Raw genomic sequence first — 21,140 nt, forward strand, 5'->3', positions numbered from 1 at the left:
TTCGGTTCAGGGCGCGGAGCGCCCGTACCGCTATTCGCATCGCCGAGGTGACGCGAACGCGTGTGCCTGTGATCGCTGGTCGGGGTGGTTCCCCAGCAGCAGGTGATCCGCGACTTCGGCCGCTCCCGCGCCAAGGCGCACAAGGACATCAAAGAGCGCCTGTCCATGGCGCGCCGGGCCGGGATGCCGAAGTGGAAGACCAGACGCGAGGCACTGCCGACCCTCAACTACACCAAGCCCGGGTTCCGGTTGAAGGACGGCCGGCTGCACCTGGCCGGGGACATCGTCGTGGCGGTGGTGTGGTCGCGGGAACTGCCGGCCGGGCCGTCCTCGGTGCGCCTGTACCAGGACAGCTTGGGGCACTGGTATTGCTCGTTCGTCGTCCCCGCCCAGGTCCTGCCCCTGCCGCAGACCGGTCGCGTGCTCGGCGTCGACTGGGGTGTGAAGGAGACGGCGACCACCACGTCCGACGCGCACGATCTGCCGCACGCCGAGCAGGGCAGGAAGGCACACCGGAAGCTGACCCGGTACGACCGGATGATGACCCGCCGCAAGCCGGAGAAGGGCCGGCCCGGATCGAAGGGCTACCGTGAGGCGAAGAAGCTGCGGGCGAAGGCGTACAAGAAGGTCGCGAGGCAGCGTGAGGACACCCGTCGCAAGTGGGCCAAGAAGGTAGTCCGAGACCACGACGCCATCGCTGTCGAGGACTTCCGCCCGAAGTTCCTGGCCAGGACCACCATGGCCCGCAAGGCCGCTGACGCCGCCATCGGCGCCACCAAGGCGGCTCTGACCGAGATGGGCCGCAAGCACGGGCGGGACATCCGCCTTGTACACCCCGCGCACACGACGATGGACTGCGCGCGCTGCGATGCGAGAGCCAAGCACGCACTGCCGCTGGGTGAGCGCACCTACACTTGCACCGCATGCGGAAACGTGTCCCCACGGGACAAGAACTCCGCACGCGTCATGCTTGTCCGGGCTGGTCTCAACCCGGCTGGTGCTGATGGCGGAAGACCTCCTGGAGCGCTGCTCCAGGAGGCGGCCTGAGCCAGGAATCCCCTCCCCTCCAGGGAGGGGAGGATTCAATGCTCCCGCTGCCCCCACGGGGAGCCGTACGCCGTGAGCAGGTCGAGGAACGGACGGGGCGCAAACGCCTCGGGGCCCAGGACGCCCGCGCCGGACCACGCGCCCGTGGCGAGCAGTTCGAGGGCGACCACCGGATTGACGGCGGTCTGCCACACCACGGCCTGGCTGCCGTACTCGGCCATGGACCACTGGTTGTCGACCACGTGGTACAGATACACCTCGCGCGGGGCGCCGTCCTTCACGCCCCGCACCCAGGTGCCCGCGCAGGTCTTGCCGTGCATCAGCTCGCCCAGGGTCGCCGGGTCGGGCAGACAGGCGGCCACCACGTCCCGGGGCGAGACGGAGACCGGCCCCGACGCGCTCGGCACGGTCACCGGCGCGGTGCGGTCCAGCCCCAGCAGGTGGAGCGTCTTCAGGGTCTCGATGAACTCGTTGCCCAGGCCGTACTTGAAGGTGACCCGGCGTGCCTTCACCCAGCGCGGCACCAGCAGGACCTCCTCGTGTTCGACGTTCACGCACTCCACCGGCCCGATGCCCTCGGGGAAGTCGAACACCTCGGGCTCGCTGAACGGCGCGGTGGTGAACCAGCCCCGGTCGGCCTCGTAGACCACCGGGGGGTTGAGGCACTCCTCGATGGTGGTCCAGATGTTGAAGGACGGCGCGAAGTCGTGGCCCTCGACGGTGAGGTTCGCGCCGTCGCGGATGCCGATCTCCTCGATCTCGTCGAAGAGTTCGTCGGCGGCGTACCGGGCGAAGACGTCCGAAAGACCCGGCTCGACGCCCATGCCGACCAGGGCCAGGGCGCCCGCCTCGGCCCACTCGTCGGCCTCGGCGAACTGCGCGTCGCCGAGCCGGACGCCGCACTCCTCGTACGGCCGGTCCGGGTGCGGCCGCGACAGCGACATCGCCATGTCGACATAGGTGGCCCCGGCGGTGCGCGCCGCGTGGAACAGCGGCATCACGAACCGCGGGTCGGTGGCGTTGAGCAGGACGTCGCAGCGGTGGCGGGCGAGCAGCTCGGCCACCGCCGACTCGTCGCCGGCGTCGACGCGCTCGGCGTGGAAGCGGTCGTCGCCGTCGAGCGCGGCGACGGCGGCGACGGCGCGGGCGGGGTCGTAGTCGGCGACCACCAGCGCCTCGAAGAACGGACGGCGGGCTGCGATCCGGGTGATGGCGGTACCCACACCGCCGGCGCCCACGAGAAGGACACGCATGAACAGAACTCCCTCGGCTGAGAAGGCGAACGAAGTGAACGAAGAGGAACGAAGGTGAACAAGCGGAAGGAAACGGATCAAGCTCATCGAAGGTATGCGAAAGCGTGCTGGGGGCCCTGAGGCAGATACAACTCCGTGCGTCCGCGTAAGGTCAATGGTGTTGGCATAAGGGCGCAGGCCCGCAGAAGGGGCGAGGGGCGAGGGACCGTGGCCAAGCAGGTCGTACCCGAGGAGAAGCGGCGTCGGCGCCGGCCCACCAGGAGCGGCACCGTGCTGTCCGAGCGGCTGATCGTCGAGGCGGCGCTGCGCCTGCTGCGCGAGCACGGCAGCGCCGGGCTGTCCGCCCGCCGTCTCGGCATCGCCCTCGACTGCGACCCCAGCACCCTCTACCGGTACTTCCGGGGCATGGACGAGCTGACCCTGGCCATCGGCGACGCGCTCGTCGGCGAGGCGCTGCGCGGCTGGCGGCCGACGGGGGAGTGGCGCACGGATCTGCACACCGTCGGGCTGCGCATCCACGCCGCCTATGTCGCGCACCCGCAGGCCGCCCAGCTCACCGCGAGCCGGGTGACCGGCCGGGCCAACGAACTCGCCGCCGACGAGGCCGTCCTGGACGTGCTGCGCACCGCGGGGTTCCCGCTGCCGGACACCGTGCGGATCTACCACGCCTTCATCGACCAGACGCTGGCCTTCGCCGCCCTGGACGCCGCGTCCCTGGCCCTGCCCCGGGCCGCGCAGCGCGCGGACGACGCGGTCTGGCGGTCGACGTACGCGCGGCTGCCCGCCGAGACCCACCCCCGGATCGCCGAGGCGGCCCCGCTGCTGTCGACCCGCATGGTGACCAGTGCCTATCCGACGGCGCTGGAGATGCTGCTGGACAGTGCGCAGGCGACGCTGGCCGGGCTCAGCTCCTGAGGGCCTCGGCCGCCGTCGCCGTCACCGCGTCCGCCACCACCGCCAGCGCCGGGGAGTCCAGCTTCCACTGCTGCCAGTACAGCGGGACGTCCAGCGGGTGTTCGGGGGCGAGGGAGACCAGGTGGCCCGACCGCAGCAGCGGGCCGGCCTGCACCTCGGGCACCATGCCCCAGCCCAGGCCGGCGACCACGGCGGTCACGAATCCCTCCGAGGTCGGCACGGCCTGTCGTACCGGACTCGCGCCGCCGACGCCCCGGCGCAGTCCGCGCACGAACGCGTCCTGGAGGTCGTCGCTCCGGTCGAAGGTCATCACGGGTGCCCGGCCGAGGGTTTCGTGCAGCGGGCCGTCGCCCAGGTGGCGGGAGACGAAGTCCTGGGTCGCGGCGGCCAGGTAGCGCATCGTGCCCAGGGTCCGCACGGTGCAGCCGGTGACGGCCTCGGGCGACGACGTCACCGCGGCCATCACCAGCCCCTCCCGCAGGAGTTCCGCCGTGCGGGTCTCGTCCTCGCGGTGCAGTTCGAAACAGAGCTGCGGCTCCCGCGGCACCCGGGTCAGGGCCGGCAGGAACCAGGTGGCGAGCGAGTCCGCGTTCACCGCGACCGTCACCCGGGCCGGCTCGCCCTCGCCGCTCATGCCCAGCTCGGACCGGGTGTCGCGCTCGAGCCGGGCCAGCTGGCGGGCGAACCGGACCACGATCTCGCCGGACTCCGTGGGCCGCACCGGCTTGGTGCGCAGCAGCAGCACCCGGCCCGTGCGCTGCTCCAGCGCCTTGACGCGCTGACTGACCGCTGAAGGCGTCACATGCAGGGCGGCGGCCGCAGCGTCGAAGGTGCCCTCGTCCACCACCGCGAGCAGGGTGCGCACCTGGTCGAGCGGAAGGTCCGCCATCATCCGATCATCACGAGAGCTAATGATACGTAAAAATCTTTAGCTGTACGTACGGTGATCGCTTCCCTAGCGTGGACGTCATGTCCCACACCCTCACCGCCGCGGCCGCCGGATTCGGCACCGGGCTGTCGCTCATCGTCGCCGTCGGCGCCCAGAACGCGTTCGTCCTGCGTCAGGGCATCCGCCGTGACGCCGTCCTCGCCGTCGTCGGGATCTGCGCCCTGTCCGACGCACTGCTCATCGCCCTGGGGGTGGGCGGGGTGGGCGCGTTGGTGGTGGCCTGGCCCGGGGCGCTGACCGCGGTCGCCTGGATCGGCGGCCTGTTCCTGCTCTGCTACGGGGCGCTGGCGGCCCGACGGGCGTTCCGGCCCGCGGGTGCTCTGGCGGCCGAGGGAGAGAGCGCGGGCTCCCTGCGCCGCGCCGTGCTGACCTGTCTGGCGCTGACCTGGCTCAACCCGCACGTCTACCTCGACACGGTCTTCCTGCTCGGCTCCGTCGCCGCCGACCGCGGGCCGCTGCGCTGGACCTTCGGTCTCGGCGCCGCCTTCGCCAGCCTGTGCTGGTTCGCCGCGCTGGGCTTCGGCGCCCGGCTGCTCGGCCGGTTCCTGACCCGGCCGGCCGCCTGGCGCGTCCTGGACGGTCTGGTCGCCGCCACGATGATCGTCCTCGGCGTGACGCTCGTCGCCGGGGCCTGACCGCTGAAGGCTCGTCATAAGCCGTCCGGAATCTGAGATCCCGCGTCCACAGAGCGGTGAAAGCACAGCAGGTGCTGGGATAGTGACCTCCGGACCGAAAGATGTAACGAGCAACCAGGAATCGCGTGGACACGAGCGAGAGCAGCACCGCACCCGAGGCCGAGGAGGCCGAACCGAGTCCGCAGGACCGGCCCCGGCGCGGCTGGCGCCGCTGGGCGATGGACACCCGACCGCTCCGCCGCCCGGCCTACCGGCGACTGTGGTCCTCGACCATCGTCACGGCCGTGGGCAGCCAGCTCACCGCCGTCGCGGTACCCAAGCAGATCTACGACATCACCGGCTCCTCCGCCTGGGTCGGCTACGCGAGCCTCGCCGGGCTGGTGCCGATGGTGCTGTTCGCGCTGTGGGGCGGCGCGGTCGCCGACACCGTCGACCGGCGCAAGCTGCTGCTGGTCACCAACAGCGGTATCGCCGTCACCTCGGTGCTGTTCTGGCTCCAGGCGGTCTCGGGACTCGACTCGGTGGCCGTGCTGATGGTGCTGCTCGCCACCCAGCAGGCGTTCTTCGGTCTCAACGCGCCCGCCCGCAACGCCTCCATCGCCCGGCTGGTGCCGGCGGGCGAACTCGCCGCAGCCAACGCCCTCGGCTCGACCGTCATGCAGACCGGTCTGGTCGCCGGGCCGCTGCTCGCCGGCTCCCTGATCCCCGTCATCGGCCTGCCCGAGCTGTATCTCCTCGACGCCGTCGCGCTGTGCGTGACGCTGTGGGCGGTGGCCCGTCTGCCCGCGCTGCCGCCCCTCGCGAGCACCACCGCCCGGCGCGCCGGAGTGCGCGAGATCGCGGAGGGCTTCCGCTACATCTCCCGGCACAAGGTCCTGTTGCTGTCCTTCCTCGCCGATGTCATCGCCATGGTCTTCGGCATGCCCCGGGCCCTGTTCCCGCAGCTCGCCGCCGAGACGTACGCCTCCTACGGCGAAGGGCTCGCCCTGGGCCTGCTGTTCGCGGCGATCCCCATCGGCGCGGTGCTGGGCGGACTGTTCTCCGGCACGTTCTCCCGGGCCCGTCGGCACGGCTGGATGGTCATCGGCGCGGTCGTCGCCTGGGGCGCGGCGATCGCCGGGTTCGGACTGAGCGGCGGTCTGTGGCTCGCCGTGGTGTTCCTGGTCTGTGCCGGGGTCGCCGACATGGTCTCGATGGTCTTCCGCGGGGCGATCCTGCTGTCCGCCGCCACCGACGAGATGCGCGGCCGTATGCAGGGCGTCTTCACGGTCGTCGTCGCGGGCGGCCCCCGGCTTGCCGACGCCCTGCACGGCACGGCGGGCGCCGCCTTCGGGCCCCGTGTCGCGGTCGCGGGCGGCGGTCTGCTGGTCGTCGTCTCGATGCTGGGCCTGGCGGTCGCCGTGCCCGCGCTGCGCCGGTACCGCGTCTGAGCCGGGCGCGGGGTCTAGAGCTCCCCGCGCCGGTGCGTCCCGTACTGCTCCATCAGCTTGCCCCGGGTCGCCTCCAGCCGGTGCGCGAGGATCTCGGCCACGATCCGTATCAGCGACATCCCGAGCGCCGGATCCTCGTCGCACAGGGCGAGCACCGGCCGTGCCTCGAACTCGTAGGCCCGTACGGGGCTGAAGGCCTCCGCGCCGAAGTCCCACCGGTACGGCGGGAACAGCCACGACCAGCCCAGCAGGTCGCCGGCGCCGAGGCTCGCGACGGTGACCCGCCGCAGGGAGGTCACCTGCTGGACGAGCGAGACCGCGCCGGAGCGGATGACCCAGAAACGGTCGGCGGTGCCACCCGCGTCGAAGATCCGGGCGTCCTCCGCGAAGGACACCTCACGGGCCAGTGTCATCAGATGCTGACGCTGGGGCGGGGGAAGCGCGGTGAGCAGTTTCGTCGCTTTGGTCATGGCCCGGAGCTCCTCGCCGACGATCGGTAGGGGTGCTTCCCCTTCCCATTTCAGCCGCTGCCGACGCCCCGGGCACCTCGACGGACCGCACTTTCGCCGCGCGGGCCACGAGGACATGGAAAAGCCCTGGCTGGACGGGGGAGGCCAGCCAGGGCGGCAAAGGGTGGTGCACGGAGGAGGAGTGACTACGACCCCGCTCACCAGGTATGAATGAACCGTAAACCATTCGCGGAGATTTTGCGTACTCGAAACCCGGTCACGTGACCGGTTTCACTCGATGTGCGGTGTCCTGGGCGACGACCCTGATCGTCCGCAGTTCCGGATCGGTCGGATCGGGGAGGTTCATGCCCGCCGCCAGGCCGGTGCTCAGATAGCGCAGCACGGGCTCGGTGAGTCGTTCACCGGGCAGGACGGCCGGGATCCCCGGCGGATACGGCGTGATCATCTCGGCGGCGATCCGCCCGGCGGCCTCGCTCAGTGCCACGTTCTCGGCGGGTCCGAAGAACGCGTCCCGGGGCGGCGTTCCCTGCGTCATGCGCAGTTCGGTGGGGCCCGGCACCTCGACCCGCGGCGCCGGGCCCAGCTCGGGCGCGGCATGGGCGAGATCCTTGAGGGCGGCGAGGAGTTCACCGGTCGTGCCGCGGTCGTCGGCGTGGGTCAGCTGCGCGCCGATCCGCCGGTGGTCGGACAGGTGCATGTCCATGAGCTGGTGCTCGCGCAGCCAGTCCGCGGCCTGGAACCCCGTGATCCCGAGCCCCTGGACGTCGATCACCACGGGCAGTGGATCGAAGTCGTCGGCGAGCCCCGGGCCGCAGAGGTCCTCCCGCCCCTCGACGTGCATCCCGTCGATCTCCTCGATCGCGGACCGCACCTCCCGGGCCAGTCCGAGAGCCGCGCCGATCAACTGCTCGCCGTGCAGCGCCATCTGCCGGCGCCAGCCGTCCAGTCCGGCGTACAGCAGCACCGAGGGGCTCGTCGTGCCCAGCAGGTCCGCGCGCATGTTCAGCAGTTCCGGGGTGACGAGTCCGCCCTGGAGGTGGAACACCGAACCCTGCTCCAGACCACTGCCCATCTTGTGGATGCTGGTCACGCAGATGTCGGCGCCCGCGTCCATCGCCCAGGACGGCAGGTCCGGATGGAAGGGCAGATGCGCTCCCCAGGCCTCGTCCACGACGAGGGGCACCGACCGTCGATGGCAGACGTCGGCGATCGCCCGCAGATCCGCGCAGGCACCGTACGGAGTGGGGCTGGTGACCAGGGCGCCCTTCGCGTCGGGGTGGATCTCGAAGGCCTTCTCGAACTCCTCGGCCGACGGCGGATGCGCCAGGCGCCGCTCGGCGTCCCAGCGCGGCTCGACCCACACGGGGCTGATCCCGGACAGGATCAGCCCCGACACCACCGACTTGTGCGCGTCCCGCCCGATCAGCAGCTTCTCGTGCGGCCCGGCCACCGACAGCATGGCCGCCTTGACGGACAGCGAACTCCCGCAGGTCGAGAAGAAGGTGTGCTCGGCGTGGACGGCGTCCGCCATCAGCTCCTCGGCGCGCTCCAGCACCCGCCCCCGGGTGAGCCGGTCGTCGAGTCCGCCCGACGCCAGCACATCACCGAGGAAGACCGCGTCCCCCAGCACCGCCCGTACCTCGGGATCGGCGCCGCGGGCCTGCTTGTGCCCCGGCGGAGTGAACGACAACCGGCCTTGACGGCGGTAGTCGACCAGGGCTTCCAGAACGGGCGCTCGCGTGTGATCGGCTGCCATGGGTTCCGGGTGCCCGCGACGGGCGGGGACAATCGGCCCCGACGGCCCCGGTCAGCGCGGCTGGGCGCTCCGGCCGGGCGTCACGATCTCGTCCAGCACCTTGAGCACCGCTTCGTAGGCGAGGCCCCGGATCCGGGCGTCAGTTGCGTCGTCCGAGCGTTCCGCGTCGGTCCGGGCGAGGTCGGCGCTCCGCGCCCGCCAGGTCAGCAGTTCCTCGTGGGCGCAGGCCCTCGCCCGCTGGATGCGCCGTAGCAGTTCGTCCGAGTCCACCACATCGGTCATCTCTTCCGCCTACCCGGATCGTCGGGACGAATGCTCCCCGTCCGGGAGGTTTGGCCGCCGCGGGGGCGGCCAGCCGCATAGGAGACGACCGCACCGTCCGGTGGAACAGAGCGCCGGGTGCGGGACAGACGCCGAACCCGCCGCGGAGGTGCGGCCGTCCGACCAGCCGGGACCAGTCAGGGGAGCGAAGGGATGCGTACGAACGACTCGACCGACCGTGAGGACGCGCAGGACCGCGCCTTCGGTCGCGGAGGGCACGAGCAGTGCCGGCCGGCCGACGTTCGCACTGCCGTACGGCGGGCGGTGACCGGGAGTTGCGGGACCTTCGGCTGCCCGTACGACGAGGACGGGCTCTCGGACGCCTTGCTCGTCGCCTCGGAGCTGACGAGCAACGCCATCCTGCACGGCGGCGGCATCACCGGATTCGATGTCGACATGGACGGTCCGGCCGTGCGTGTCTCCGTCAGCGACCGCAGCGACCGGCTGCCGGTCACCACCGACCCGCTCGACGAACAGGGCCGGATGCGCACCGGCGGTCGCGGCTGGCCGATCGTCTGCCGGCTGGCCCGCAACGTCAGGGTGGCCTGTCTGCCCTCCGGCGGAAAGCGCATCACCGCCGTCGTCCCCGTGTTCTGACCCCGGCGCCGACCGGTCCGGGCCGTGACCCGAACGCCTTTCGCCCAGGCGGAGTTTGTTCCTCCACGGGTAGGGCAGACGGAGGTTCGTGCTTCGGACCGGAGGCGCGCCGACGGGAGCGAGTTGTCGCTCCGGGGCGTCGCACGCGTTCCGGACGGCAGGAGTTCTCGTCGCCAGTCCCTGAAACCACCGTTCAGGAGAGCGATACCGCATGCCTATCGACATGTCGACAAGCAGTCCTTCCGCTTCCGCCCCCACCACCGCGCAGCTACGGCGCACCCATGCCGACGCGCCCGACACCATGAGTCGGTTCGCCCGGCTGGTCACCCTGGAGGAGGGCCCCGAGCGGGACGCCGTTCGCGACGAGATCGTCACCGCCTGGCTGCCCATGGCCCACCGCATCGCCGGCCGCTTCCGCGACCGTGGTGAGGCGATCGAGGACCTGCGGCAGGTCGCGGCGCTGGGACTGGTCAAGGCCGTCGACCGTTTCGAGCCCGAGCGCGGGGCCTTCGAGAGCTATGCGGTGCCCACCATCACCGGGGAGATCAAGCGCCACTTCCGGGACCGGATGTGGGCGCTGCGCGTGCCCCGCCGGGTACAGGAGCTGCGCAACAAGGTGCGTGTCGCCCGCCGCGAACTCATCCAGAATCCCGGCGCGGCCGAGCCCTCGGTGGCCGACATCGCCACCCACACCGGACTCACCGAGGACGAGGTGAACGCCGGCTTGGAGGCCCTGGAGAGCTTCAGCACCCTTTCGCTGGACGCCGAGACCTCGGCCGGTGACGACGGCTACAGCCTCGCCGACACCCTGGGCGACTCCGACGCCTCCTTCGACGTCGTGGTCGACCGCGAGTCCGCCAAGGAGGGCCTGCGCCGGCTGCCGGAACGCGAGCGCGCCATCCTCTACATGCGGTTCTTCGAAGACATGACGCAGAGCAGGATCGCCGACCAGCTGGGCATCTCACAGATGCACGTGTCCCGGCTCATCAGCCGCAGCTGCGAGCGGGTGCGCCAGGAAGCTCTGCGCTGACGGCACGACATTCACCCATTCCGAACGGAGGAGAAGCAGACCGATGCTCATGCCGCATCCCGCTGTCCTGCGCAGACTCGTCGACGAGTACGAGGCGCTGACCCGATCCGGATCCACCGAGGAACAGCCACAGGCACAGGCGCAGGCGCGCGACCTCGCCTACACGCTGTGCGTGTCCACCGGCACGCGCGACGTCAGGCACGCCCTGGAGACGGCACGTCAATGGCTCGAGGCGGCGTCGGCCTCCGACGCCGCGATACGCCCGCCGACCGACCGAGATCCCCACGTGTACGCCTGACGGGCGGGGTGGACGCGCCGGATCCCGCGTCCACCCCGCCGCTCTTTCGGCCGGGACACGGTCCAGGAGCGCCGCACGTGTGTACCGAGAGGGCCGGGGCATGCGGATCCCGCAGGAAATCGGGGAGACATCGGGGAGGGCGACATGAACGCGAGTGCACTGGCGCGCAACGGCAGGGCCGGAGCGGAACGAGCCGCACGGGGCTCGGTGACGAAGGGCGCCGCCAAGGCGGGGCTCGCCGCGCGGGGCGTCATCTATCTGCTGGTCGGGCTGCTGGCCCTGCAGATCGCCTTCGGCGACGGCAGTCAGGAGGCGGACCGCCAGGGGGCTCTGGAGGAGATCTCGCAGAAGCCGTTCGGCGCCGTACTGCTGTGGGCGCTGGGCATCGGGCTCGTCGGCATGGCGCTCTGGCGGCTGTCGGAAGCCGTCTTCGGTGCGGCCGGCGCCGACGGGCGCAGCGCCAAGAAGCGCCTGCTCGCCCTCGTCCGATGCGGCTTCTACTCCTTCGTCGCCTACTCGGTGCTGGCCTTCGCCGCCGGATCGGGCAGCGGCGGCGGTTCCGGCGACGAGCAGTCCCGGGACGTCACCGCCCGGGCCCTGGAGCTGCCCGCGGGCCAGTGGATAGTCGGCGCGGGAGGCGCGGGGATCATCGTCGCGGGCGTGTGGATCGGCGCTCGCGCCGTCATGCGGTCCTACCGCAAGCACCTGCTGCTGGGGGAGATGTCCCCGCGCATGCGGCGGCTGGTGGACATCACCGGGGTGGGCGGCGGTGCCGCCCGTGGCCTGGTGTTCGCCGCCGCGGGAGTCTTCGCCGTACGGGCCGCCGTCGAGTACCAGCCGGACAAGGCCAAGGGGATCGACGACACACTGCGTTCTTTCGCCGGTACGCCCGCGGGGCCAGGCCTCCTGGCCTGCGTCGCCGCCGGACTCGTGCTCTTCGGACTGTTCTCGTTCGCCATGGCCCGCTGGCGCAAGGTCTGACGTCCGGCTGTGTGGGAACACGGACCAGATGAACGAATCAGAGTTCCCGCGCGACGGACGGCCCGTGGACATGTACCTCGACCTCCTGCGCGTCCGCATGGACAGCGAGGACTATCAGCTGCTGCTGAAGGTCGTCGCACCCGCGCTGCGCGCACTCGAGGAACAACGACCCGAGAGTCTCGACTTCGCCCTCGATCCGGAGGACACCCAGCAACTGCCCCAGGAGATCCGTGACGAAGCCGCCCTGGTCATCGCCACCGCGGTGACCGGCCGGCTGGACAACCAGCTGGTGGAGATAGACGTCGACGGCACCGGCCCGGTCCGGGTGGTCACCGACGCGGGCACCGCGTCCGACCCCACCCGCCTCGCCGAGATCGCCGGCTGCATCCGACAGCGCCACCAGGACACCGAGGAGCTGCGCGGTATCGCGGCGGCGAGCGACATGTCCACGGACTTCTGACGGTGGCGGAACCCGCCGTCACTTCGGCGCAGTCACCGGCACGCCGAGCGGCCGGGCCAGGCCGACCACCGCTTCGTCCAGGCGCTGAAGGTGGCGCAGGACACGGTCGGTCACCCGGCCGTAGCGGGGCGTTCCCGGCCCGCCCGGCATCAGCAGCGAGGCGATGCTCGGCCCGGTCAGCACCTCGGCGCCGCTCCGCTCGCCCGCCACGCGCGCGGAGATCGCCCCGATGTTGTGCAGGATGCGCCGCCCGGCGCGGCGCAGCCCCGGGTCCGCGACGATCGATCGCTGGGTCGGCAGCAGCTCGGCCATGGCCGCCAGGGTCCGCGCGTGGTACGCACAGGTCTCCAGCAGCGCGACGACGTACCGGGCCGTGTCCCGCCGGGTCCGCAACGGCGTGACCGGGTGGGTCAGGGGCTGCGTGGCCGCCCGCAGATCGGCCAGTGCCTGGTCCAGATCGCGGGCCCGGTCCAGCAGCTCGGCCGGGGGACCGCCGCTCAGCTGCTCCACCGCCGCCTCGGTGACATCGGTCAGCCGGTCCAGCACGGTCGTCAGCAGCTCGTTCGTCCGCCGGTCGGTGTGCACCGGCAGCACCAGCGCCGCCGCGACGATTCCGCAGGCCGCCCCCAGCGCGGTCTCCTCCACCCGCAGGATCAGCACCGACATGCTGTAGGTGTGCAGCAGCGTGTACAGCACCCCCAGCGCGGCCGTCACGAAGAACGACATCAGCGTGTACGACAGCGGCGCCGTGTAGAACATGGCGAACACGCACAGCAGTACCACCGCGAACGCCGTCCACGTGTGGTGGCCGACCACCCCCGCCAGCAGGATGCCGGCGACCACCCCGAGCACGGTGCCCAGCAGCCGCCGGGAGCCCTTGACCAGGATCTCCCCGGTGGAGGCGGTGTTGATGAACACGATCCAGCAGGTCAGCACCGCCCAGTACCAGCGGTGCGAGGAGAGCAGCTCGCCGCCGACGATGGCCAGGGACGACCCGACGGCGACCTGCACGGCGGCCCGGGTGGTCGGCCGCCGCAGCCCCGTCTCCTTCCCGGCCGCGTCGGAGTCCTCGTCCTCCTCGCCCGCACCGATCGCGGCGTCCTCCGCGTCCAGTTCCTCGCGGGAGCGCGCCGTCTCGGGACTGTCCTCGGACTCGTCCTGCGGCCCGTCGAGCGCGATCCGCAGCCCCAGCACCGCGCGGGCCGCCTCACCGACGCCCCGGAAGACGTCCTGGACGGCGGGCGACGCCTTCGGCAGGTTCTCCTCGTCCCGGTAGCCGAGCAGCCGGTTGCGGACGTGAGCCGTGGCCGCGCCCTCCGCGACGGAGATCCGCACCAGCTGCCGCAGGGCCGCCAGATCCCTGCGCAGGGCGGCGAGGGCCTCGTCCCGGACGGGGAGATGGCCGCCCTCCGGCAGCGGCGCACCCGGCAGGTGCAGGGTCAGGGTGTCGGCCCGTTCGGCGCTGCGGGCGGTCAGCAGCAGCAGGCCGAGCCGCTCGGCGGCGATCTCGGCGTCGGCGATCCGGCGCTGCACCAGCCGGGCCGTCGCCTGGTCCGGAGTGCCCTCGTCCAGCCGGCCCTGGATCAGCATCGCCGTCTCGTGCAGCCGGGCGGTGCCCTCGCGCACATGGGCCAGCGCCTTCTCCACGTCGTCCGGACCGGCGTCCAGCAGATCGAGCTGGGCGTCCAGCAACTGCGCGAGCCGCGCCCGGAAGGCGCCGCGCAGCCGCTGGAGGATCCCGCTCGGCGTCTGCGGCACCAGCACGAAGCGCGCCAGCGCACTGCACCCGAAGGCGACGGCCAGCACCGCGTAGAACCCCGGCAGGCTCGATGTGGTGACCCCGACGAACAGGGACAGGAAGTAGACCTGGAAGCCGACAAGACCGAGCGCCGTGCCCCGGTCACCGAACCGGCGGCCGTAGACGGCGCAGAAGATCAGGGCCACGAAGAAGAGGTCACCGGCCACCGTCCGGGAGCTGAGCAGCGCCGCCAGCGACATCGACGCGAACGCCACCGGCAGGCCCAGCGCCAGCGTGACGGCCTGCCGGTCGCGCTGCTTCTCCCGGATCGCGAACGTGGCGACCATCGCGGCGATGGCCCCCGCCACCAGATGCGAGACGTCCGCGCCCAGCGGCGAGAGCACGGCCAGCGTGAGGGAGATCGCACCGACCGTGCGCAGCCCGGCCGCCAGACGCAGCAGCCCCGGGTCGGATGCCGCGATCCGATCCCGCCACCGTGCACCCGACGACCGTGCCGCCGCTCTCACGCCGCCGTACTCTCTCCCAGCGTCCGACTTCAGGCGGTCTCCGACCCGGGCCCCTCGATCTGCGCCCGCACCTGCTCGGGCGTCAGATAGCTGTCCGTGTACTCGAAGTCCTTCAGCTTCGCCGCCCGGCGCGCCTGGAAGCCGGTGCGCACGAAGTCGTCACCCGCGAGCGCGTTGAGCGTCCAGTTCGTCAGCACCCGCGCCTTGGCCACCCCCGTGCGCAGCGCCCCCCAGTGGTAGCCGCGGGCCACCGCCTGCGCGGGCAGCCCCCGCAGCTCGATGCCGAGCGGCTTGGAGACGGCGTCGGTACCGCCCAGGTCGACGACCAGACCGAGGTCCTTGTGCACGTACGGCCGCATCGCCCGGCCCCGCAGCGTCGCGATGACGTTGTCGGCGACGACCTTGCCCTGCCGCATCGCGTGCTGCGCCGTCGGCGGGCAGATCGCGCCCTGCTCGCCCTTGGCCTCGTCGGGTACGGCGGCGGCGTCCCCGAGCGCGAACACCCCGTCGTTGCCGGGCAGGTTCATCTCCGCGGCGACGGCGAGCCGCCCGCGGACCGTCTCCGCGCCGAGGGTCGCGATGAGCGGGCTCGCGACGACGCCCGCCGTCCAGATCAGGGTCCGGGTCGGGATCACCCGCCCGTCGGTGAAGGTGACCTCCTCCGGGCCCGCCTTGGCGATCGACACGCCCAGCGAGATGTCGATGCCCCGCTTGCGCAGCACCTCCTGGGCGCTGCGCCCGAGCTTGTCGCCGAGCTCCGGCATCAGCTTCGGCGCGATGTCGATCAGATGCCACTTGATCAGGCTCGGGTCCAGGTTCGGATAGCGCTTGACCGCGTTGTGGGTGAGGAGCTGGAGACAGGCGGCGGTCTCGGTGCCGGCATAGCCGCCGCCGACGACCACGAACTGGAGCCGCGAGGTGCGCTCGGCGGGGTCGTGGCTGGCGTCGGCGAGGTCGAGCTGGCTGATGACGTGGTCGCGGATGTACGCGGCCTCGGCGAGGGTCTTCATCCCGAAGGCGTGCTCGGTCAGCCCCGGGATGTCGAAGGTGCGGGTCACGCTGCCGGGAGCCAGCACGATGTAGTCGTAGGGCTCGTTGACGATCTCGTCGGTGATCGTCCGGATGACGCAGACCTTCGCCTTGAGGTCCACGCCGATGGCACCGCCCGGGATGATCCGGGTGCGGTACTTCTTGCTGCGGCGCAGCGAAACGGCGATCGACTGGGGTGTCAGCACACCTGAGGCGACCTGTGGCAGCAGCGGCAGATAGAGCTGGTAGGCGAACGGCGTCACCAGAGTGACGTCGGCCTCCGCGGCGGAGAGCGCGCGTTCCAGACGTCGAACGCACCCCACCCCCGCGAAGCCCGCGCCCACCACCAGGATCCTGGGTCGTGTCACGATGTCCATCCCTTTCTGCGGCTCCAGGCGGTCTGCCCCGACGTCATGCGCGTGCCCCGCCCGCGGGCGTCTCGCACCTCATCGATCCCACCGCGACCGGACGGGTTCCGCCAGCCGGGCGAGGCATGCAGACGAACGTTTCTCCTGAGGTCACCGACGTACCCCCCTCAGGGCCTGTGTACGCCCGTTGCCTTCGGGTAGGCCGTCGTACATGACAATCGCGGAGGCCGGAGGATAGTGGCGGTGTGGTGCGCGGACGGCTCCGACGACGGCCGCTGGGACAGTCGTCGGACACAGGCCGGGCAACTCGCCGAAGCGGTGGAGAGCCTGGTGGCCTGCTGGCTCATGGCCGCGGAGGAGACCAGACCCCGGCTGCCCGCTCGGCAGTTGCTGGCGCTGCGGACGGTGAAGAGCCGTCCGGAACTCAACATGACGGCCCTGGCCGAGCACCTGGGCGTCGGTCTGCCCACCGCGAGCCGCCTCTGCGACCGGCTCGAGGCCGCCGGTCTGCTGGAGCGGACCGTGCAGCCCAGTGACCGGCGCGAGGTACAGCTCGTGGTGACCGCCTACGGACAACGCCTGCTCACCGACGTCGCCGAGCGCCGCGTACGGCGCCTCGCCTCCGTGTTCGAGGCGATGACCCCGGCCCAGCGCACCGCACTGGAACACGGCCTCTCCGGTTTCCACCAGGCGCACACGACGAGCCGGGGATCCGAGAACCCGGCGGACGGCTGACCGCTCCTCAGGCCCCGGGCCGCGGGCGGCTGCCGAGCCGGCCGCCCGCGGGAGCGCCCACGTGACACAGCAGCAGGCAGACGTCGTCGTCCCGCTCGGAGTCGCTCAGCATCGGGTCCAGGATGCGCTCCGCCGAACCGTCCAGGTCCGCGTCCAGCTCCTCGCCACGGAACGAGCCGAGCGCCGCCGCCAGCCGCTCGATGCCCGGGTCTATGCCCTGGGCCCGCCGCTCGACCAGCCCGTCGGTGTAGAGAGCCAGCGTGGACCCCGGCTCCAACGGCACCGTGTGGTCGGCGATCTCCTGGTGCAGCGGGATGCCGAGCATCGCCCCCGGCTTGGCGTCCAGGGTGCGCACCCGCCCGTCCGGGCCGCGCAGCACGGGCGGCGGATGACCCGCCGCCGCCCACGTCAGCACCGGCTCACCGGGCTGGAAGCGGGCGATCACGGCCGTCGCGTACAGGTCGGGCTGGAGATGGTGCAGGAACATGTGCAGCCGGGTGAGCAGCTCGCCCGGACTGCCGCCGTCCACGGCGTAGGCGCGCAGCGCGGTCCGCAGCTGGCTCATCATCACCGCCGCGTGCAGCCCGTGACCCGTCACGTCGCCGATGACGGTGATCAGGCTGCCGTCGGGCTGCCGGAAGGCGTCGTACCAGTCGCCGCCGACGTTCAGCCCGTAGGTCGCCGGCAGATAGCGGGCCGCGAGCCGCAGGCCGGGGGTGGTCGGCAGGTCGGTCAGCAGGGCGCGCTGGAGGGTCTCGGCGATGTCCCGGTTGTGCTCGAAACGGCGGGCGTTGTCGAGCGCGCCACCGGCCCGCCGGGTCAGTTCCACGAGCATGACGGCGTCGTCCGGGTCCCACCGCTCGCCGGGCGCGGTCAGCGTCACGACGCCCAGCGGCGCGCTGCGGGTCGGCAGCGGCACGCACAGCAGGGACCGGCCGGGATGCAGCGCGGACGGCGGCTGGTCGTCCACCCCGGACAGACCCCCGGGGTGCGCGGCCGCGTACTGCGGCCGCCCGGTGCGGGCCGCGATCACGGCGGCCGCCGCACGCGGAACGGACGACCCCCGCTCGTCCTCGGCGTCGAAGAGCCAGACGTCGGCGGTGCGGGCGTACTGCGGCACCAGCAGCGCGGGCAACAGACGGGCGATCTCCTCGTGATTGAGGGAGGCCGTCAGCGTCGCGCTGGCGTCGGCGAGGAACGTCAGCCTGCGCCGGGCGTCCTCCGCCTCCCGGCGCGCCGCGCGCTCCGCCGCGAAGGCCTCGCGCTGCGCCCGTCCGGCGGCGTCCAGCTCGGCGTGCAGCGCGAGCACACCCTGGTTGGTCTGGTGCAGCTCCTCCCGGTGGAAGGCGACGAGCTCCTCCTGCTCGGCCAGTCGCTCCAGCACCAGGGCGGTGTCCTCGTCGGCGCCGAGCAGGGCCTCCCCGAGGGCGGTAGCGTCACCCGCCGCGGCGTCGCAGACAGGGCCCGCGGCCGGCTCCGGGCAGGAGGCCGAGACGCACCACGGCCGCTCGCCGTCGGCGGGGGAGGGGGACACCTCGACCCGCAGCGAGCCCCCCGCCACCGTCAGGACGAACCGCCAGCTGCCGCCCTTGGACAGACACTGGCGCAGCCGCGCGCCGAGGGCGGCGGCCATCCGGGTGCGTTCGAGCGGCGGTACACCGTACGCGGCGGCCACCCGCGCGGTGGTGATCCGCGCGCGGGCCGCGTCGCTGACGGTGCTGATCGGCCAGGTGAGATTCATGGACCATCCGGCGGCGTCGGGGACAGGACGGCCACGGCGGTGTCGTCACGCACCGGGCGGGCGGAACTGCCGGCGTCGCGGACCGTCACGGCGGCGGTGACGGCGGGGTCGCAGGACAGCAGGCGGGCGTCGACGGGCGGCGCCCAACGGCTGGGCAAGCCGTCGCTGTGCAGGACGAGCAGACGGTCCGGGGCCCAGACCGCCTCGGTCTCGGGCAGGCTGGTGGGCCGATGCGCGCCGACTATCCCGGGCCGGGACAGCAGATGGCGCCAGGAGCCGCCCTCGCGCAGCCGCGCCCCCACGTTGCCGACACCGGCGAACCGCAGCCGTCCGGACCGCAGATCGAGCTGGGCCACCGCGACCGCGGCGCCCCTCGTACCGCGCAGCGCGGTGTCGAGCAGGCGCAGCAGTTCGGCCGGCGGCAGGTGGGGTGAGCGCTGTACCTCGTGGACCGCCGTGGTCGAGGCACGGGCCGCCTCGGGGCCGTGGCCCAGTCCGTCGGCCAGCATCAGGGTCAGCCGGTCCCCTTCACGGACGCAGGTCCAGGCGTCCCCGGAACACGCGGCGCCCCGGAAGGGGATGTTGACGCCACCGACCCGCGCGGAGAACGGGGCGGACGCGGCGGAGGTGTCGTCCGGCGCGGAGGCCCCGGTCAGCCCGGGAGCCGGCTCCCGGCGACCGCGGGTGCGGGCCGGGCCGCCGATGCGGGCCAGCGCGACCGTCCCGCGGCCCGGGACGCTGTGCAGGTCGAAGTCGTCGGCGAGCCGCCGGCAGGTGCCCAGGCCGGCTCCCAGCGAGCCCGCCGTGGAGAACCCGTCGCCCAGGGCGGTGGAGACGTCGGCCATGCCCGGCCCGTGGTCGACGGCGGCGACCTGCACCACGAGGCCCCCCGGCCGTCCGCCCGGCGGGGTGACCGCCTCCACGAGGAGCTGTCCGCCGCGCGCGTGCTTGAGCAGGTTCGTCGCCAGCTCGGTCGCCACGAGGGCGGCGTCGGCGGTGCGCGACCGGTCCAGGCCCGCCAGCGCCGCCGCGCCCTCCGCGGCCACCCGGGCGTCGCGCACCCGCGTCGAGTCCTGCACCGGGACGTCCCACACGTGCGTCATCGGGGCTCCTCACGCTGCCGCGGCGGACGGGCCGCCCAGGAGGTCACCGCGACCGTGGTGCCGACCCCGGGCGTGCTGTCGAGGGAGAACTCGTGCACCAGACGACGCGCCCCGCCGAGGCCGAGACCCAGCCCGCCGCCGGAGGTGTAGCCGTCGCTCAGCGCCCGCTCCGGGTCGGCGATGCCCGGCCCCTGGTCCCTGAACGTCAGCCGCAGCCCCTGGGTCCGCCCGTCGCACACGTGCTCCGCGGCCATCTCACCGCCACCGCCGTACACCAGGGTGTTGCGGGCCAGTTCGCTGGCCGCGGTGACCAGCTTGGTCTGGTCCACCAGGCCGAAGCCGAGCACCGCGGCGGCCTGGCGCACGTGCTGCCGCACCCACACCAGGTCCAGGTCCGAGCGGATCGGCAGGCGGGCCTCGACGCCCGCGACCGTCCCGCTCACCGAGGCTCCCGGCGCGGGCCGCCCGCGGCCGTCATGGCGAGCAGTTCGAGGGCCGCCTCGGTGGTGAGCGCGGTCCGCAGGCCGGGAAGCGAGAGCCCCAGCTCCACCAGCGTGATCGCCACCGCGGGGCGCATGCCGGCCACCACGGTCCGCGCGGCCAGCAGCCGGGAGCTCGCCGCGATCTCGGCCAGGACACGCCCCAGGAACGAGTCGACGATCTCCACCCCGGAGATGTCGATGACCACGCCGGTCACCCGGTTGCGGACGATCTGCTCGGCGATGTCCTGCTGGAGCTGCTCAGCCGTACCGTCGTGCAGGTCGCCCTGGAGGGTGATCAGCAGGACGTCGCCGAGCCGGAGCACCGGCACGTGGGCCGTGCCCGAGAGGGAGAGGTCGTGGTTCACCGGGGACCCGCACCGCCGGGCGTCGCGAGCACGATGTCGGCACCCAGCCGGTTCAGGGCGTACCCCAGGGCGTCGGCGAGGCTCGACCTGGTCACCACCGTGCCGAGGTCCAGGCCGAGGTGCACGATGGTCTGCGCGATGGCGGGCCGGATGCCGGAGACGACGCACTCCGCGCCCATCAGCCGGACGGCCGCGACGGTCTTCATCAGGTGCTGCGCCACCAGCGAATCGACCATCGGCACCCCGGTGATGTCCAGGATCGCGAAGCGGGCCTGCTGGTCGACGACCGACTCCAGCAGGGTCTCCATCACGACCTGGCTGCGGGCGCTGTCGAGCGTCCCGATGAGCGGTACGGCGACGATGCCGTCCCACAGCCGGATGACGGGAGTGGCGGCTTCGAGCAGCTCCAGGTGCTGCCGGTCGATGAGGGCCTGGCCCTCGCTCAGCGAGGTCTCCAGGACCACCAGCCGCAGGGTGCCCATGAGCACGGTCAGCAGGGTCGTGCACTCCCTGAGGTGCTCGGGCGTCGCCTCGGGCAGATCGGCCACCAGCAGGTTCACGGCGGGTGGACGGAGGCCGTCCACCTCGGTGGACACCTGGCCGGAGGTGAGCCCGAAGCGGGCCCGGGAGGCCACCATCCTGGCCAGCTGCTCGCGGACCGCGGTGAATCCGGCCGCGTCCGTGTCGGCCACCCGGCCGCTCTCGGCGACCTGGGCGAGCGCGTCGACGACGACCCGGCCCGCCTCCACCGCCTCGTCCCGCGAGACGGTGAACACCGTGCGGAACAGGGGTTCGTCGGCCCAGCGCTGGGCGATCTGCTCTCGGCGGCGGTGCAGGAACTTCCCGACGTCGCTCGCCGGCGTGGTGCGCTCTGCGGCCGTTTCGTGCTCCGGCACGTGGTTCTCTCCTC

Annotated in this window: 22 protein-coding genes; 10 read left to right on the top strand and 12 right to left on the bottom strand. The window is 72.4% G+C overall.

Going from position 1 to position 21,140, the window contains the following annotated elements:
- Window positions 1-84 precede the first annotated feature (84 nt).
- Window positions 85-1,047, top strand: a complete 963-nt coding sequence (locus OHU34_RS39235; RefSeq protein WP_405770991.1) for an RNA-guided endonuclease InsQ/TnpB family protein — start codon at window positions 85-87, stop codon at window positions 1,045-1,047.
- A 35-nt stretch (window positions 1,048-1,082) separates the two neighbouring features.
- Here the strand turns inward: OHU34_RS39235 and OHU34_RS39240 are convergent, their stop codons facing one another.
- A complete protein-coding gene (locus tag OHU34_RS39240) occupies window positions 1,083-2,300 on the bottom strand; it encodes a saccharopine dehydrogenase family protein (RefSeq protein WP_142268692.1) in 1,218 nt (405 codons plus the stop codon).
- A gap of 207 nt (window positions 2,301-2,507) precedes the next feature.
- Between OHU34_RS39240 and OHU34_RS39245 the strand changes: the two genes are divergently transcribed.
- Window positions 2,508-3,215: a TetR/AcrR family transcriptional regulator gene (locus OHU34_RS39245; protein WP_142268691.1), complete on the top strand. Its 708-nt coding sequence runs from the start codon at window positions 2,508-2,510 to the stop codon at window positions 3,213-3,215.
- Here the strand turns inward: OHU34_RS39245 and OHU34_RS39250 are convergent.
- The gene (locus OHU34_RS39250) at window positions 3,205-4,107 is read right to left on the bottom strand and encodes a LysR family transcriptional regulator ArgP (RefSeq protein ID WP_230193705.1); all 903 of its coding nucleotides are present in this window, start codon (window positions 4,105-4,107) and stop codon (window positions 3,205-3,207) included. The genes OHU34_RS39245 and OHU34_RS39250 overlap by 11 nt on opposite strands.
- A 77-nt stretch (window positions 4,108-4,184) precedes the next feature.
- Between OHU34_RS39250 and OHU34_RS39255 the strand changes: the two genes are divergently transcribed.
- Both OHU34_RS39255 and OHU34_RS39260 read left to right on the top strand, forming a co-directional pair.
- The gene (locus tag OHU34_RS39255) at window positions 4,185-4,799 is read left to right on the top strand and encodes a LysE/ArgO family amino acid transporter (protein ID WP_405770996.1); all 615 of its coding nucleotides are present in this window, start codon (window positions 4,185-4,187) and stop codon (window positions 4,797-4,799) included.
- Window positions 4,800-4,924: 125 nt separating this feature from the next.
- On the top strand, window positions 4,925-6,229 hold the full coding sequence (locus OHU34_RS39260; RefSeq protein ID WP_230193704.1) for an MFS transporter: 1,305 nt from the start codon (window positions 4,925-4,927) through the stop codon (window positions 6,227-6,229).
- 14 nt (window positions 6,230-6,243) lie between these two features.
- Here OHU34_RS39260 and OHU34_RS39265 read toward each other — a convergent pair whose 3' ends face one another.
- The 3 genes from OHU34_RS39265 to OHU34_RS39275 form a co-directional block, all read right to left on the bottom strand.
- Complete coding sequence (locus tag OHU34_RS39265; protein WP_230193703.1) at window positions 6,244-6,699, bottom strand: cyclic nucleotide-binding domain-containing protein; 456 nt, start codon at window positions 6,697-6,699, stop codon at window positions 6,244-6,246.
- 256 nt (window positions 6,700-6,955) lie between these two features.
- On the bottom strand, window positions 6,956-8,455 hold the full coding sequence (locus OHU34_RS39270) for an aminotransferase class I/II-fold pyridoxal phosphate-dependent enzyme (RefSeq protein ID WP_405771000.1): 1,500 nt from the start codon (window positions 8,453-8,455) through the stop codon (window positions 6,956-6,958).
- Between the two features lie 51 nt (window positions 8,456-8,506).
- Entirely contained in the window at window positions 8,507-8,737 is a 231-nt protein-coding gene (locus tag OHU34_RS39275; protein ID WP_142268685.1) for a hypothetical protein, read from the bottom strand.
- A gap of 192 nt (window positions 8,738-8,929) precedes the next feature.
- Between OHU34_RS39275 and OHU34_RS39280 the strand changes: the two genes are divergently transcribed.
- From OHU34_RS39280 to OHU34_RS39300, 5 genes are all read left to right on the top strand, one after another.
- On the top strand, window positions 8,930-9,373 hold the full coding sequence (locus tag OHU34_RS39280; protein WP_405771003.1) for an ATP-binding protein: 444 nt from the start codon (window positions 8,930-8,932) through the stop codon (window positions 9,371-9,373).
- 211 nt (window positions 9,374-9,584) lie between these two features.
- Window positions 9,585-10,403, top strand: a complete 819-nt coding sequence (locus OHU34_RS39285; protein ID WP_142268683.1) for a SigB/SigF/SigG family RNA polymerase sigma factor — start codon at window positions 9,585-9,587, stop codon at window positions 10,401-10,403.
- Between the two features lie 43 nt (window positions 10,404-10,446).
- Window positions 10,447-10,701: a DUF5133 domain-containing protein gene (locus OHU34_RS39290; protein WP_020126250.1), complete on the top strand. Its 255-nt coding sequence runs from the start codon at window positions 10,447-10,449 to the stop codon at window positions 10,699-10,701.
- A 144-nt stretch (window positions 10,702-10,845) separates the two neighbouring features.
- Entirely contained in the window at window positions 10,846-11,682 is an 837-nt protein-coding gene (locus OHU34_RS39295) for a DUF1206 domain-containing protein (RefSeq protein WP_142268682.1), read from the top strand.
- Window positions 11,683-11,710: 28 nt separating this feature from the next.
- Window positions 11,711-12,142, top strand: coding sequence for a hypothetical protein (locus tag OHU34_RS39300; RefSeq protein WP_020126252.1), 432 nt, complete (start codon window positions 11,711-11,713; stop codon window positions 12,140-12,142).
- A gap of 18 nt (window positions 12,143-12,160) precedes the next feature.
- Here the strand turns inward: OHU34_RS39300 and OHU34_RS39305 are convergent, their stop codons facing one another.
- Together OHU34_RS39305 and OHU34_RS39310 are read right to left on the bottom strand one after the other, a co-directional pair.
- Complete coding sequence (locus OHU34_RS39305; RefSeq protein ID WP_230193701.1) at window positions 12,161-14,407, bottom strand: FUSC family protein; 2,247 nt, start codon at window positions 14,405-14,407, stop codon at window positions 12,161-12,163.
- Between the two features lie 29 nt (window positions 14,408-14,436).
- Window positions 14,437-15,813: an NAD(P)/FAD-dependent oxidoreductase gene (locus OHU34_RS39310; protein ID WP_142268680.1), complete on the bottom strand. Its 1,377-nt coding sequence runs from the start codon at window positions 15,811-15,813 to the stop codon at window positions 14,437-14,439.
- Between the two features lie 234 nt (window positions 15,814-16,047).
- Here OHU34_RS39310 and OHU34_RS39315 point away from each other — a divergent pair, with 234 nt between their 5' ends.
- Complete coding sequence (locus OHU34_RS39315; protein WP_142268679.1) at window positions 16,048-16,539, top strand: MarR family winged helix-turn-helix transcriptional regulator; 492 nt, start codon at window positions 16,048-16,050, stop codon at window positions 16,537-16,539.
- A gap of 7 nt (window positions 16,540-16,546) precedes the next feature.
- Here OHU34_RS39315 and OHU34_RS39320 read toward each other — a convergent pair whose 3' ends face one another.
- The 5 genes from OHU34_RS39320 to OHU34_RS39340 are packed head-to-tail and all read right to left on the bottom strand — an operon-like array spanning window position 16,547 to window position 21,126.
- Window positions 16,547-18,280, bottom strand: coding sequence for a PP2C family protein-serine/threonine phosphatase (locus tag OHU34_RS39320; RefSeq protein ID WP_405771010.1), 1,734 nt, complete (start codon window positions 18,278-18,280; stop codon window positions 16,547-16,549).
- Window positions 18,277-19,383: an ATP-binding SpoIIE family protein phosphatase gene (locus tag OHU34_RS39325; RefSeq protein WP_142268677.1), complete on the bottom strand. Its 1,107-nt coding sequence runs from the start codon at window positions 19,381-19,383 to the stop codon at window positions 18,277-18,279. Before OHU34_RS39325 ends, OHU34_RS39320 begins: the two co-directional genes overlap by 4 nt.
- Window positions 19,380-19,826 (bottom strand): anti-sigma regulatory factor, encoded by a 447-nt coding sequence (locus tag OHU34_RS39330; RefSeq protein ID WP_142268676.1) that lies wholly within the window; start codon window positions 19,824-19,826, stop codon window positions 19,380-19,382. The genes OHU34_RS39325 and OHU34_RS39330 overlap by 4 nt, the downstream gene beginning before the upstream one ends.
- Window positions 19,823-20,230 carry an STAS domain-containing protein gene (locus tag OHU34_RS39335; RefSeq protein WP_142268675.1) on the bottom strand — a complete coding sequence of 136 codons (408 nt, stop codon included), beginning with the start codon at window positions 20,228-20,230 and terminating at the stop codon, window positions 19,823-19,825. The genes OHU34_RS39330 and OHU34_RS39335 overlap by 4 nt, the downstream gene beginning before the upstream one ends.
- Window positions 20,227-21,126 carry an STAS domain-containing protein gene (locus OHU34_RS39340; protein WP_142268674.1) on the bottom strand — a complete coding sequence of 300 codons (900 nt, stop codon included), beginning with the start codon at window positions 21,124-21,126 and terminating at the stop codon, window positions 20,227-20,229. Before OHU34_RS39340 ends, OHU34_RS39335 begins: the two co-directional genes overlap by 4 nt.
- Between the last annotated feature and the right edge of the window lie 14 nt (window positions 21,127-21,140).

Source organism: Streptomyces sp. NBC_00080 (genome assembly GCF_045041255.1).
In the GTDB taxonomy this organism is placed as follows: Bacteria; Actinomycetota; Actinomycetes; order Streptomycetales; family Streptomycetaceae; genus Streptomyces; species Streptomyces coriariae.

Bases quoted from the DNA above. Each gene is read 5' to 3' on its own strand.
- OHU34_RS39240 (WP_142268692.1), bottom strand. From the start codon at position 2,300: ATGCGTGTCCTTCTCGTGGGCGCCGGCGGTGTGGGTACCGCCATCACC.
- OHU34_RS39285 (WP_142268683.1), top strand. From the start codon at position 9,585: ATGCCTATCGACATGTCGACAAGCAGTCCTTCCGCTTCCGCCCCCACC.
- OHU34_RS39255 (WP_405770996.1), top strand. From the start codon at position 4,185: ATGTCCCACACCCTCACCGCCGCGGCCGCCGGATTCGGCACCGGGCTG.
- OHU34_RS39320 (WP_405771010.1), bottom strand. From the start codon at position 18,280: ATGAATCTCACCTGGCCGATCAGCACCGTCAGCGACGCGGCCCGCGCG.
- OHU34_RS39290 (WP_020126250.1), top strand. From the start codon at position 10,447: ATGCTCATGCCGCATCCCGCTGTCCTGCGCAGACTCGTCGACGAGTAC.
- OHU34_RS39250 (WP_230193705.1), bottom strand. From the start codon at position 4,107: ATGATGGCGGACCTTCCGCTCGACCAGGTGCGCACCCTGCTCGCGGTG.
- OHU34_RS39300 (WP_020126252.1), top strand. From the start codon at position 11,711: ATGAACGAATCAGAGTTCCCGCGCGACGGACGGCCCGTGGACATGTAC.
- OHU34_RS39325 (WP_142268677.1), bottom strand. From the start codon at position 19,383: ATGACGCACGTGTGGGACGTCCCGGTGCAGGACTCGACGCGGGTGCGC.
- OHU34_RS39270 (WP_405771000.1), bottom strand. From the start codon at position 8,455: ATGGCAGCCGATCACACGCGAGCGCCCGTTCTGGAAGCCCTGGTCGAC.
- OHU34_RS39275 (WP_142268685.1), bottom strand. From the start codon at position 8,737: ATGACCGATGTGGTGGACTCGGACGAACTGCTACGGCGCATCCAGCGG.
- OHU34_RS39265 (WP_230193703.1), bottom strand. From the start codon at position 6,699: ATGACCAAAGCGACGAAACTGCTCACCGCGCTTCCCCCGCCCCAGCGT.
- OHU34_RS39310 (WP_142268680.1), bottom strand. From the start codon at position 15,813: ATGGACATCGTGACACGACCCAGGATCCTGGTGGTGGGCGCGGGCTTC.
- OHU34_RS39295 (WP_142268682.1), top strand. From the start codon at position 10,846: ATGAACGCGAGTGCACTGGCGCGCAACGGCAGGGCCGGAGCGGAACGA.
- OHU34_RS39280 (WP_405771003.1), top strand. From the start codon at position 8,930: ATGCGTACGAACGACTCGACCGACCGTGAGGACGCGCAGGACCGCGCC.